Raw genomic sequence first — 12,959 nt, forward strand, 5'->3', positions numbered from 1 at the left:
CCCCTCTACATCTCAACCTGAGTCCCCCGCCGCCAGCCAACTCGGCGGCCAATTGAAGCGGGAGGTTCTGGGTCCGACAGGACTATCGAGACCCACGACCAGAAACACGATGCTCGACGTTGCGTACCACTTTCAATGCTGAACAACCGTTTCTTAAGCATTTTTCGTGGCTGAGCATCTCACGATCCCAATTTCAGGACAGGTACAGAAAGACAGTCCGGACAACTCCGATTAAGGATATCGACTCATCTAACGACCAAAAGTTTGCCAGGCTCGGGTTGGGCATCCAGTATACGGTGGCGCACTGAATACCAGCCACGGCCAGCCAGATCCATGTCAGAAATCGCCATTCGCGATCGCTTGCCCACCCTCTGCAATTGGGGGCAAAACTGGGGGCACATTTGAATTTTTTCCGCCTGAAAATACCGTCCTAGAGCCCAGTCAAAATGTTCTTTGGCGACCCCGACAGCCTCTGAGCCTTCCCCAACGGCTCACTGATCTACCGAAACGCCCCCAGACTCCGCGGCCCTGTACCACGTAGGACACCCTTGGACAGATGCTCTGCCCTGTCCTGCCCAGCAGGGTCGCGCACCTGCCCTGCCCCTCAAGGAGTCTGCAGACGGCCACCCCCACGCCTTGAGCCCTTTCACCACCCGCCCCGAGAAAACTTTAGTCGTGCCCGGCAGTGACTTTGGTCGTATTGCGTAACGCCAACAGTCTGTTTTGGCGGCCATTTTTTGATCCAGATCAATACTTCGACGGGTTATTCGAAGCGTTCAGCACCTTCATCGACAAGACCTATCAGACCATCGACCCAGCCTATTAGCCGCCTACGCAAGCGGCCCATAAAATCGCCGGCACACAGCAGAATCAGCACAAGACTTGCCGTTCTATTCCACACGCGTTGTGCCCCCCATTAAAAGAGTGGCCCTTGCCACCTTGCCTGATCACCCGTGATTGAAAAATGCCTGCATAAGGAATGCGTCATGACACTTGGCAGAAGACAGTTCTTTAAACTTTGTACAGCCGGTGCCGTGGCCACCACCGCCGTATCCCTGGGCTTCGCGCCCACCACGGCCAATGCCAGCCAGTCGCGCCAGTACAAACTGCTGCGCGCCAGGGAAACCCGCAACAACTGCACCTACTGCTCGGTCGGTTGCGGCATCCTGATGTACAGCCTGGGCGATGGCGCAAAGAACGCCAAGGCGCGGATCTTCCATATCGAAGGCGACCCTGACCACCCGGTGAGCCGCGGCTCGCTGTGCCCCAAAGGCGCCGGCCTGGTCGACTACATCCACAGTGAGCAGCGCTTGCTATACCCCGAGTACCGCGCCCCGGGCTCGGACCAATGGCAGCGGGTCAGTTGGGATTACGCCATCGAACGCATCGCGCGGTTGATGAAGGACGACCGCGACGCCAACTTCATCGAGAAAAACGCCAAGGGCGTCACGGTCAATCGCTGGCTGTCCACCGGCATGCTCTGCTCGTCGGCCGCCAGCAGCGAGACCGGCTCGCTCGACCAGCGCTTCACCCGCGCCCTGGGCATCCTCGGCACCGACAGCCAGGCCCGGGTCTGCCACGCGCCGACGGTCGCGGCGCTGGCCCCGACCTTCGGCCGTGGCGCCATGACCAACAACTGGGTCGACATCAAGAACGCCAACGTGGTGCTGATCATGGGCGGCAACCCGGCCGAGGCGCATCCGGTGGGGTTCAAGTGGGTGATCGAGGCCAAGATCCGCAATGGCGCCAAGGTCATCGTGGTGGATCCGCGCTTCAACCGCAGCGCCGCGGTGGCGGATATCTACTCGCCGGTGCGCGCCGGTTCCGACGTGACCTTCCTCATGGGCATGGTCAACTACCTGCTCAGCAACGATCGCATCCAGCATGAATACGTGCGCGCCTACACCAACGCCTCGTTGATCGTGCGCAGCGACTACCGCTTCGATGACGGCCTGTTCAGCGGCTACGACGCCAAGGCTCGGCGCTACGACCGCAGCTCCTGGGCCTACGAGCTGGACGAACAAGGTCACGCCCGCCGCGACCTGAGCCTGAGCCACCCGCGCTGCGTGCTCAACCTGCTCAAGCAGCATGTCAGCCGCTACACCCCGGAGCGGGTCAGCCAGATCTGCGGTACGCCCCAGGCCGACTTCCTGGAGATTTGCGAGATCATGGCCAGCACCAGCGTGCCGGAAAAGACCGCGACCTTCCTCTATGCCCTGGGCTGGACACACCACACCACCGGCGCCCAGATGATCCGCGGCTCGGGCATGATCCAGCTGCTGCTGGGCAACATCGGCATGGCTGGCGGCGGCGTCAATGCCCTGCGCGGGCACTCCAATATCCAGGGCTACACCGACCTTGGCCTGCTCTCGCAGCGCCTGCCGGGCTACATGAACCTGCCGTCCGACAACCAGGCCAGCCTGGCGACCTACCTCAAGGAAACGACCCCAAACGCCCAACTGCCCGGCCAGGTCAACTACTACCAGAACACCCCCAAGTTCTTTATCAGCCTGATGAAGAGCCTGTACGGCGACAAGGCCACCCGTGACAATCAATGGGGCTTCGACTGGCTGCCCAAGTGGGACGAGAGCTACGACGTACTGAACTTCTCCAACCGCATGTATGAAGGCAAGGTCAACGGCTACATCGCCCAGGGCTTCAACCCGATTGCCGCCTTCCCGGACAAGAACAAGGCCGCCGCGGCGCTGGCCAAGCTCAAGTTCCTGGTGATCATCGACCCGCTGGCCACCGAGACTTCGAGCTTCTGGCAGAACCACGGCGAGTCCAACGATGTCGACCCGGCGCAGATCCAGACCGAAGTGTTCCGCCTGCCCTCGAGCTGCTTTGCCGAGGAAAACGGCTCGATCGTCAACTCCGGGCGCTGGCTGCAGTGGCACTGGGCCGGCGCTGCGCCACCCGGCGAGGCCTGGCACGACGGCAAGATCCTCGGCCACCTGTTCATGAAACTACGCGAGCTGTACCGCAGCGAAGGCGGCGCCTGCCCCGAGCAGGTGCTGAATATGGCCTGGGACTACCGCGACCCCTACGACCCCGCTCCCGAGGAAGTGGCCAAGCAATCCAACGGCTACGCCCTGGCCGACGTGCGTGATGACCAGGGCAACCTGATCCTGCGCAAGGGCCAGTTGCTGGACAACTTCGGCCAACTGCGCGACGACGGCAGCACCGCCTGCTTCAACTGGATATTCGCCGGTTCCTGGACCGAGGCCGGCAACCAGATGGCCCGTCGCGACAACGCCGACAGCGGCCTGGGCTGCACCCCGGGCTGGGCCTGGGCCTGGCCGCAGAACCGGCGGATTCTCTACAACCGCGCATCGGCCGACCCGCAAGGCAACCCCTGGGATGCGCAACGCAAGATCATCGGCTGGGACGGCAGTCGCTGGAGCGGCATCGATGTGCCGGACTTCCCGGTCAACCTGGCGCCGGGCACCCAGGCCAACCCGTTCATCATGCTCCCCGAGGGCCTGGGCCGGCTGTTCTCGGTGGGCGCCATGAACGACGGCCCGTTTCCCGAGCACTACGAGCCCACCGAAAGCCCGCTGGCGCACAACCCGCTGCACCCCAACGTCAGCAAGAGCCCCACGGCGCGGCTGTACGACAGTGACCGAACGCGCATGGGCAGCCGCGAGGAATTCCCCTACGTGGCCACTACCTATTCGATCACTGAACTGTTCCGCCACTGGACCAAGCACTCCCGGCTCAACGCGATTATCCAGCCGGAACAGTTCATCGAGATTGGCGAAGTGCTGGCCCAGGAAAAAGGCATCGTCCAGGGCGACCTGGTGCGCGTCAGCACCAAGCGCGGCTACATCAAGGCCAAGGCGGTGGTGACCAAACGCATCCGCCGCCTGCAGATCGACGGCCAGCCGGTCGATACCATCGGCATTCCTTGCCACTGGGGCTACGAAGGTGCAACCCGCAAGGGCTTCCTGGCCAATACCCTGACCCCGGGCGTCGGCGATTCCAACACCAACACCCCGGAATACAAAGCGTTCCTGGTGAACGTGGAAAAGGCCTGACGGAGCAACTGACATGTCCATGCAATCCCAAGACATCATCCGCCGTTCGGCTACCAACGCCTTCACCCCGGCGCCGCGGGCCCGCGATCACCAGGCCGAAGTGGCCAAGCTGATCGACGTCAGCATCTGCATCGGCTGCAAGGCGTGCCAGGTGGCGTGCAACGAATGGAACGACCTGCGCGACGAAGTCGGCCACAACGTCGGGGTCTACGACAACCCCGCCGACCTCAGCGCCGATACCTGGACCCTGATGCGTTTCGACGAGCACGAGAACGAAGCCGGCAAGCTCGAATGGCTGATCCGCAAGGACGGCTGCATGCACTGTGCCGACCCTGGCTGCCTGAAAGCCTGCCCGCAACCGGGAGCGATCATCCAGTACGCCAACGGCATCGTCGACTTCCAGTCCGAGCACTGCATAGGTTGCGGCTACTGCGTCGCCGGCTGCCCGTTCGACGTGCCGCGCATCAGCAAGAAGGACAACAAGGCTTACAAGTGCACCCTGTGCGTCGACCGGGTCACGGTGGGCCAGGAGCCGGCTTGCGTGAAGACCTGCCCCACCGGGGCGATCAACTTCGGCAGCAAGGCCGACATGCTGGTGCAGGCCGCAGAACGGGTCACCGAACTGCAGGGCCGCGGCTTTGCCGGCGCGGGGATCTACGACCCGCAAGCGGTGGGCGGAACCCATGTGTTCTACGTGCTGCAACACGCCGACCAGCCGCAGCTGTACCACAAGCTCAACCCTGACCCGCGCATCAGCAGCGCGATCGAAGGCTGGAAAGGCTGGCTCAAGCCGGCGGCCGCCGTGGCTTTCTTCGCCACCTTGGCCGGTACGGTATTCCACTACATCGGCGTCGGCCCGAACGAAGTCGAAGAAGACCTCAAGGAGAACCCGTGATGAACAAGAACAAGCTGATCCTGCGTACCCGCTTTATCGAGCGCGCCAGCCACTGGTTCATGGTCATCTGCTTCTTCATGGTGGCGTTGTCGGGGCTGTCGTGGTTCTTCCCGTCGCTGAACTGGCTCAACGGCGTGTTCGGCACACCGCAGCTGGCGCGCATCCTGCACCCGTTTCTGGGAACGGTGGTGTTCCTGCTGCTGATGTTCCTGTTCGTGCGTTTTGTGAAGCACAACCTGCCGGAACGCCAGGACGCGATCTGGTTTCGCAACCTCAAGACGGTGCTCTCGGGGGACCACAGCCAACCGCTGCAGATTGGCAAGTACAACGCCGGGCAGAAGATCCTGTTCTGGGGAATCATGGGCCTGATCAGCCTGTTGCTGCTCAGCGGCGTGGTGATCTGGCGGCCGTGGTTCGCCCAGTACTTCAGCATTCCCCTGATTCGCATCGCCCTGCTCACCCATGCCCTGGCCGGGATCTCGCTGATGCTGCTGATCATCGGTCACGCCTACCTGGCGTTCTGGGTCAAGGGTTCGATCCGCGGCATGGTCACCGGCTACGTATCGCGCAGTTGGGCCCGCTCGCACCATGACCGCTGGTACCAGCAGATTTCCAAGAGTGAGAAGAAATGAGCAGCATCAAGCTAACCCCACTGGAGCCCACCAGTGGCGGCGTGGAAGAAATCAGCGCCTTGTTGCTGCCGGACCTGCGCCAGCACTTCAGCCGGCGCGCAGCGCGCCTGCGCCAACTGGCCGAAGGTCACGAGCAGGCCGACTACCTGCGGTTTGCCGCGCGGGTGGCCGAGGCGCAACAGGCGATATTCGAGCGTTCGCCGGTGGCGGCCGAGGAGTTGCAGGCGCTGGTGGCGCGGATCGGTGATGGCGCGCCGCTGGATGTGCAGCGCCTGCCGCGCTCGGCCTATTGGCAAGCGGCCCTTGAGCAACTGATCGAGCACCTGCGCAGGGACGCCAGCGCCCCGCTGACCAAGGCCCTGGACGCCATCGGCGGCATGCCCGCCGAGCAGCGTGAAGCCTGTGCCGAGCAGTTGCTGCTGGGGCATTACCTTCAGGTAGACAGCGGCCAGGCGCTGTTTTTCTGGGCGGCCCTGAGCCTGTATTTCAGCCAACTGGCCAGCGCCCTGCCGGTGACTGCCCAGGCCCAGGTGGGAGAACAGCGCCAGCATTGCCCGGTGTGCTGCAGCGCGCCGGTGGCCAGCGTGATCCTCAGCGGCAAGCGCGCCGGCCTGCGTTACCTGCACTGCGGATTATGCGAGAGCCGCTGGCACATGGTGCGAGCCAAATGCAGCAACTGCGAAGGCACCGGCCAACTGCACTACTGGTCGCTGGAGCACCAGGACAGCGCGGTCAAGGCCGAGAGCTGTGGAGACTGCCAGAGCTACCTGAAGGTGTTCTATTACCCACACGATCAGACGCTGGAGCCGGTGGCCGACGACCTTGCGTCGTTGGCCCTGGATGCCGGGCTTGAGGCTGAAGGCTTCGCGCGAAGCAGCATCAACCCGTTCCTGTTTCCCGGCCAGGCATGACGTCTGGCGGCCCGAGAAATCCACCGAAGCGGCTAGCTCGAAGGTCTGCGCTGCCCCAGCCCCAGGCTGGACAGCAACCGATATCGGAGGAATCGGTGATCCCAGCACCCAAAAGCCTCGTAGAAATGGGCTTGCCAACGAAAGCACCCGGGCGTCGAAAGGCCCTTTTCGCGGGCCAGTCGACTCCGGTAGCACCGGCCAATATTGCGTCAGCCGCAATAACTAATTGCACGCCAGGGAATTGATAGCAGCCTAACGAAAGGTGCATGCTAGAGGGCTTGCTTGGCGCTTATATCATTCCGAATGATAGTTACCTTCGCTTCATTCGATTCGTGAGATACAACCCTGCCGAGCATCATCCGCCCATCTCAAATACAGTGGCGGATGCACCATGGACCAGTCAGTCAAACTCCTACGTTTTCCACTCGCCGTTCTCGCCGTGCTGGTGATGAGCGCGTGCGGCAAAGCCCCTGAGACCGCCTCCGCCCCGCCCGCTGCCAAAGTCAGCGTGGCCAAGGTACTGGAACAGCCGGTCAACGAATGGGATGAATTCACCGGGCGCCTGGAAGCCCCGGAAACCGTGGAGATCCGACCTCGGGTCTCGGGCCAGATCGATCAGGTGGCCTTCACCGAAGGCGCCCTGGTGAAGAAAGGCGACCTGCTGTTCCAGATCGACCCACGGCCTTTCCAGGCTGAAGTACGCCGCCTCGAAGCCCAGCTGCAACAGGCTCGGGCCACCGCGACCCGCAGTGCCAACGAAGCCCAGCGCGGCCAGCGCCTGCTGACCAGCAACGCGATTTCCGCCGAGCTGGCCGACACTCGCACCAGCGCCGCCCAGGAAGCCCGGGCCGGGGTCGATGCGATCCAGGCCCAGTTGGACGTGGCCAAGCTCAACCTGAGTTTCACCCGGGTGGTGGCGCCCATCAGCGGCCGGGTCAGCCGCGCGCAGATCACCGCCGGCAACCTGGTGACCGCCGATGTCACCCCGCTCACCAGCCTGGTCTCCACCGACAAGGTCTACGCCTACTTCGACGCCGACGAGCGCGTGTACCTCAAGTACACCCAGCTCGCCCGCCAGGGCCAGCGCGGCCAGACCACCCCGGTGTACCTGGGCCTGTCCAATGAAGAAGGCCACCCGCACCTGGGGCAGATGAACTTCGTCGACAACCAGGTCAACCCCAAGACCGGCACCATCCGTGGCCGCGCGGTGTTCGACAACAGCGACGGCAGCTATACCCCGGGCCTCTATGCGCGCCTGAAACTGGTGGGCAGTGGCACCTACTCGGCGATGCTGATCAACGACGAAGCCGTGGGCACCGACCTGGGCAAGAAGTTCGTGCTGGTGATGGACGCCGACAACAAGCCGGCCTACCGCGCCGTGGAACTGGGGCCGAAGATCGAAGGCCTGCGCATCGTGCGCAACGGTCTGAGCAAGGACGACACCATCATCGTCAAGGGCTTGCAGCGGGCACGTCCCGGCGCACCGGTCACGCCTGAAGTGATCCCCATGGCCAGCAAGGAAACCCTCGCCGCCCTGGCCCAACAACGCCAAGCACTGGAAGCCAGCAACCTGCCGCAGGTCACCCCTGCCAAGGCGGCTCCGGCTGTGAAACTCGCCGCTGCGACACCGCGCGGTTAAGGGACGACTCTCAAGATGAATTTTTCCCAGTTCTTCATTTCAAGGCCGATCTTCGCCGCGGTGCTGTCGCTGCTGATCCTGATCGCCGGCGCCATCTCGCTGTTCCAGTTGCCCATCAGCGAATACCCGGAAGTGGTGCCGCCCACCGTGGTGGTGCGCGCCAACTTCCCGGGGGCCAACCCGAAAGTCATCGGTGAAACCGTGGCCGCGCCCCTGGAACAGGCGATCACCGGGGTCGAGAACATGCTCTACATGTCCTCGCAATCCACCGCTGACGGCAAGATCACCCTGACCATCACCTTCGCCCTGGGCACCGACCTGGACAACGCCCAGGTGCAGGTACAGAACCGCGTGACCCGCACCCAGCCCAAGCTGCCCGAAGAAGTGACGCGCATCGGCATCACCGTGGACAAGGCCTCTCCGGACCTGACCATGGTGGTCCACCTGACCTCGCCGGACAAACGCTACGACATGCTCTACCTGTCCAACTACGCCCTGCTCAACATCAAGGATGAGCTGGCGCGCCTGGGCGGCGTGGGGGACGTGCAGCTGTTCGGCATGGGCGACTACTCGCTGCGGGTCTGGCTGGATCCGAACAAGACCGCTTCGCGCAACCTGACCGCCACCGACGTGGTCACCGCCATTCGTGAGCAGAACCGCCAGGTCGCCGCCGGTGCCCTGGGCGCGCCGCCTGCGCCCACCGCCACCAGCTTCCAGCTGTCGGTCAACACCCAGGGCCGCCTGGTCACCGAGGAAGAGTTCGAGAACATCATCATCCGCTCCGGTGAGGACGGTGAGATCACCCGCCTGAAGGACATCGCCCGCATCGAGCTGGGGTCGAGCCAGTACGCTTTGCGTTCCCTGCTCAACAACCAGCCGGCGGTGGCGATCCCGATCTTCCAGCGCCCGGGCTCCAACGCCATCGAGATCTCCAACGAAGTGCGGGCCAAGATGGCCGAACTCAAGCAGAGCTTCCCGCAGGGCATGGACTTCAGCATCGTCTACGACCCGACCATCTTCGTCCGCGGCTCCATCGAAGCGGTGGTGCACACCCTGTTCGAAGCCCTGATCCTGGTAGTGCTGGTGGTGATCCTGTTCCTGCAGACCTGGCGTGCCTCGATCATCCCGCTGGTGGCCGTACCGGTGTCGCTGATCGGCACCTTCGCGGTGATGCACCTGTTCGGTTTCTCGCTCAATGCCCTGTCGCTGTTCGGCCTGGTGCTGGCCATCGGCATCGTGGTGGACGACGCCATCGTGGTGGTGGAGAACGTCGAACGTAACATCGGCCTGGGCCTGAACCCGGTGGAAGCCACCAAGCGTGCCATGCGTGAAGTGACCGGCCCGATCATCGCCACCGCCCTGGTGCTGTGCGCGGTGTTCGTACCGGCAGCCTTCATCAGTGGCCTGACCGGGCAGTTCTACAAGCAGTTCGCCCTGACCATCGCCATCTCCACGGTGATCTCGGCCTTCAACTCCCTGACCCTGTCGCCGGCCCTGGCCGCGGTACTGCTCAAGGAACACCATGCGCCCAAGGACCGCTTCTCGAAGATCCTCGACAAGCTGCTGGGGGGCTGGCTGTTCAAACCCTTCAACCGCTTCTTCGATCGCGCAAGCGGTGGTTATGTCGGCACCGTGCGCCGGGTCATCCGTGGCAGCGGCATCGCCCTGTTCCTCTATGCAGGCCTGATGGTGCTGACCTGGTTCGGCTTCGCCCACACCCCGACCGGTTTCGTCCCGGCCCAGGACAAGCAGTACCTGGTGGCCTTCGCCCAACTGCCGGACGCCGCGAGCCTGGACCGCACCGAAGACGTGATCAAGCGCATGTCCGACATCGCCCTGAAGCAGCCCGGCGTGGAAAGTGCGGTGGCCTTCCCTGGCCTTTCGATCAACGGCTTCACCAACAGCCCGAACAACGGCATCGTCTTCGTCACCTTGAAGCCCTTCGATGAGCGCAAGGACCCGAGCATGTCCGCCGGTGCCATCGCCGGTGCCCTGAACGGCAAGTACGCGGATATCCAGGACGCCTACATGGCGATCTTCCCACCGCCGCCGGTACAGGGCCTGGGAACCATCGGCGGCTTCCGCCTGCAGGTGGAGGACCGCAGCGGCCTGGGCTACGACGAGCTGTACAAGGAAGTGCAGAACGTCATCACCAAGAGCCGCAGCGTGCCGGAACTGGCCGGGCTGTTCACCAGCTACCAGGTCAACGTGCCCCAGGTGGATGCTGCCATCGACCGGGAAAAGGCCAAGACCCACGGCGTGGCGATCTCCGACATCTTCGACACCCTGCAGATCTACCTGGGTTCGCTGTATGCCAACGACTTCAACCGCTTTGGCCGCACCTACCAGGTCAACGTCCAGGCCGAGCAGCAGTTCCGTCTCGAGCCCGAGCAGATCGGCCAGCTGAAAGTGCGCAACAACAAGGGCGAGATGATCCCCCTGGCCACCTTCATCAAGGTCAGCGACACCGCAGGTCCCGACCGCGTGATGCACTACAACGGCTTCGTCACTGCGGAAATCAACGGCGCAGCGGCCCCGGGCTACAGCTCCGGGCAAGCGGAAGCGGCGATCGAGAAACTGCTCAAGGAAGAACTGCCCAACGGCATGACCTACGAATGGACCGAGCTGACCTACCAGCAGATCCTGGCCGGTAACACCGCGCTGTTCGTCTTCCCGCTCTGCGTGCTGCTGGCCTTCCTGGTGCTGGCCGCTCAGTACGAAAGCTGGAGCCTGCCACTGGCGGTGATCCTGATCGTGCCCATGACCCTGCTGTCGGCCATTACCGGGGTGATCGTCTCCGGGGGCGACAACAACATCTTCACCCAGATCGGCCTGATCGTTCTGGTGGGCCTGGCCTGCAAGAACGCGATCCTGATCGTCGAGTTCGCCAAGGACAAGCAAGAGGAAGGCCTCGACCCGCTGGCCGCGGTGCTGGAAGCCTGCCGCCTGCGTCTGCGGCCGATCCTGATGACCTCCTTCGCCTTCATCATGGGCGTGGTGCCCCTGGTGATCTCCAGCGGCGCCGGTGCGGAAATGCGTCATGCCATGGGTGTCGCGGTGTTCTCCGGGATGCTCGGGGTGACCTTCTTCGGCCTGCTGCTGACTCCGGTGTTCTATGTACTGATCCGCAACTACGTGGAGCGCAGCGAGGCGCGCAAAGCCGCCCGCGCTCTGCAACTGGAGGCGCAACAATGAGTTCCAAAGTCTTCCTGCCGAGCCTGCTGGTGCTGGCCCTGAGTGCCTGCGCCGTCGGTCCGGATTACCAGAGCCCAACCACCGAGGCGGCGCACATCAGCGCCGCCACCGATGGCGCTGCGGGCCAGAAGAACTTCGACCGCGCACGCTTCGAAGGCATCTGGTGGCAGCAGTTCGATGACCCGACTCTCAACCAGCTGGTGAGCAAATCGTTGCAGGGCAACCGTGAACTGCGGGTGGCCTTCGCCCGCCTGCGGGCCGCCCGGGCGATTCGCGATGACGCCAGCAATGACGCCATGCCCACCATCACCAGCCGCGCCAGCAGCGACCTGGCCAAGGGGCAGATCCCCGGCCAGACCAGCAAGCGAGTGAACAGCGAGCGCTACGACCTGGGCCTGGACATGGCCTGGGAGCTGGACCTGTTCGGCCGCATCCAGCGCAACCTGGAAGCCACCGACGCCGACCAGCAGGCCGCCGAGGCCGACCTCTACCAACTGCAGGTGACCATGATCGCCGAGCTGGTGGACGCCTACGGCCAGTTGCGCGGCGCACAGCTGCGGGAAAAGATCGCCCTGGCCAACCTGGACAACCAGCAGGCCTCGCGCAAGATCACCGAAAGCCTGCGCGACGCCGGGGTCGGCGACCAGCTCGATGTGGTCCGCGCCGACGCCCGCCTGGCTTCGGTGGAAGCCAGCGTGCCACAGCTGCAGGCCGAGCAGACCCGCCAGCGCAACCGCATCGCTACCCTGCTGGGTGAACGCCCGGACAAGCTCAGCGTCGACCTGTCGCCGGCGCAGCTGCCGGCCATTGCCAAGGCCCTGCCGATTGGCGACCCGGGCGAGCTGCTGCAACGCCGGCCGGACATTCTCAGCGCCGAACGCAAGCTGGCAGCGGCCACCGCGCGCATCGGCGTGGCCAAGGCCGACCTGTTCCCACGGGTCAGCCTCAGCGGCTTCCTCGGCTTCACTGCCGGGCGCGGTTCGCAGATCGGCTCCTCGGCGGCCAATGCCTGGGCCCTGGGCCCGAGCATCACCTGGGCGGCCTTCGACCTGGGCAGTGTGCGAGCCCGCCTGCGCGGCGCCGACGCCAATGCCGACGGCGCCCTGGCCAGCTACGAGCAGCAGGTGCTGCTGGCCCTGGAGGAATCGGAAAACGCCTTCAGCGACTACGGCAAGCGCCAGCAACGGCTGATCTCCCTGATTCGCCAGAGCGAATCCAGCCGCGCCGCCGCGGACCTGGCCGAGATCCGCTACCGCGAAGGCACCGTGGACTTCCTGGTGCTGCTCGATGCCCAGCGTGAACGCCTGGCCGCCGAAGACTCCCAGGCCCAGGCCGAAGTCGACCTGTACCGCGGCATCGTCGCCATCTACAAGGCCCTGGGTGGTGGCTGGCAACCGGAGACGGTAGCCAGCAAGTAAGGATTTGCAACGAGCTCCTTTGGTTGGCCGCAACCAACCAATGTTTGGCCCCGTGGATCATTCGGTCGCGGGGCTTTTTTTTGCCCGGCTCAAGGGCCTCTTCGCCGGCAAGCCGGCTCCTACAAGAGCCCGCGCAACGCAGGACCCCAAACGCATGGCCCCGAATACATGGCCCCGGTAGGAGCTGGCTTGCCAGCGAAGGCGCCCGCCAGAACACCGCCCACCCCAAGCC

The 12,959-nt window shown here is 64.0% G+C and carries 7 protein-coding genes; all 7 read left to right on the plus strand.

Annotation, left to right across the window (positions count from 1 at the left end; all coding sequences use genetic code 11):
- The first annotated feature begins 986 nt into the window (after positions 1 to 986).
- Positions 987 to 4,037 (plus strand): formate dehydrogenase-N subunit alpha, encoded by a 3,051-nt coding sequence (gene fdnG / locus A9971_RS28930; RefSeq protein WP_183000329.1) that lies wholly within the window; start codon positions 987 to 989, stop codon positions 4,035 to 4,037.
- Positions 4,038 to 4,050: 13 nt separating this feature from the next.
- Complete coding sequence (gene fdxH, locus A9971_RS28935; protein WP_015635777.1) at positions 4,051 to 4,932, plus strand: formate dehydrogenase subunit beta; 882 nt, start codon at positions 4,051 to 4,053, stop codon at positions 4,930 to 4,932.
- Complete coding sequence (locus A9971_RS28940) at positions 4,932 to 5,564, plus strand: formate dehydrogenase subunit gamma (RefSeq protein ID WP_015635778.1); 633 nt, start codon at positions 4,932 to 4,934, stop codon at positions 5,562 to 5,564. Before fdxH ends, A9971_RS28940 begins: the two co-directional genes overlap by 1 nt.
- The gene (gene fdhE / locus A9971_RS28945) at positions 5,561 to 6,475 is read left to right on the plus strand and encodes a formate dehydrogenase accessory protein FdhE (protein ID WP_041118418.1); all 915 of its coding nucleotides are present in this window, start codon (positions 5,561 to 5,563) and stop codon (positions 6,473 to 6,475) included. Before A9971_RS28940 ends, fdhE begins: the two co-directional genes overlap by 4 nt.
- 391 nt (positions 6,476 to 6,866) lie before the next feature.
- The gene (gene mexE, locus A9971_RS28950) at positions 6,867 to 8,114 is read left to right on the plus strand and encodes a multidrug efflux RND transporter periplasmic adaptor subunit MexE (RefSeq protein WP_011061523.1); all 1,248 of its coding nucleotides are present in this window, start codon (positions 6,867 to 6,869) and stop codon (positions 8,112 to 8,114) included.
- A 15-nt stretch (positions 8,115 to 8,129) separates the two neighbouring features.
- Positions 8,130 to 11,309: an efflux RND transporter permease subunit gene (locus A9971_RS28955; protein ID WP_183000330.1), complete on the plus strand. Its 3,180-nt coding sequence runs from the start codon at positions 8,130 to 8,132 to the stop codon at positions 11,307 to 11,309.
- Positions 11,306 to 12,727 (plus strand): efflux transporter outer membrane subunit, encoded by a 1,422-nt coding sequence (locus tag A9971_RS28960; protein ID WP_183000331.1) that lies wholly within the window; start codon positions 11,306 to 11,308, stop codon positions 12,725 to 12,727. The genes A9971_RS28955 and A9971_RS28960 overlap by 4 nt, the downstream gene beginning before the upstream one ends.
- Positions 12,728 to 12,959 lie beyond the last annotated feature (232 nt).

The organism is Pseudomonas sp. UME65 (assembly GCF_014170225.1).
In the GTDB taxonomy this organism is placed as follows: Bacteria; Pseudomonadota; Gammaproteobacteria; order Pseudomonadales; family Pseudomonadaceae; genus Aquipseudomonas; species Aquipseudomonas protegens.

Excerpts from the sequence above, each read along its gene's own strand:
- fdnG (WP_183000329.1), top strand. The coding sequence starts at position 987 with ATGACACTTGGCAGAAGACAGTTCTTTAAACTTTGTACAGCCGGTGCC.
- fdxH (WP_015635777.1), top strand. The coding sequence starts at position 4,051 with ATGTCCATGCAATCCCAAGACATCATCCGCCGTTCGGCTACCAACGCC.
- A9971_RS28940 (WP_015635778.1), top strand. The coding sequence starts at position 4,932 with ATGAACAAGAACAAGCTGATCCTGCGTACCCGCTTTATCGAGCGCGCC.
- fdhE (WP_041118418.1), top strand. The coding sequence starts at position 5,561 with ATGAGCAGCATCAAGCTAACCCCACTGGAGCCCACCAGTGGCGGCGTG.
- mexE (WP_011061523.1), top strand. The coding sequence starts at position 6,867 with ATGGACCAGTCAGTCAAACTCCTACGTTTTCCACTCGCCGTTCTCGCC.
- A9971_RS28955 (WP_183000330.1), top strand. The coding sequence starts at position 8,130 with ATGAATTTTTCCCAGTTCTTCATTTCAAGGCCGATCTTCGCCGCGGTG.
- A9971_RS28960 (WP_183000331.1), top strand. The coding sequence starts at position 11,306 with ATGAGTTCCAAAGTCTTCCTGCCGAGCCTGCTGGTGCTGGCCCTGAGT.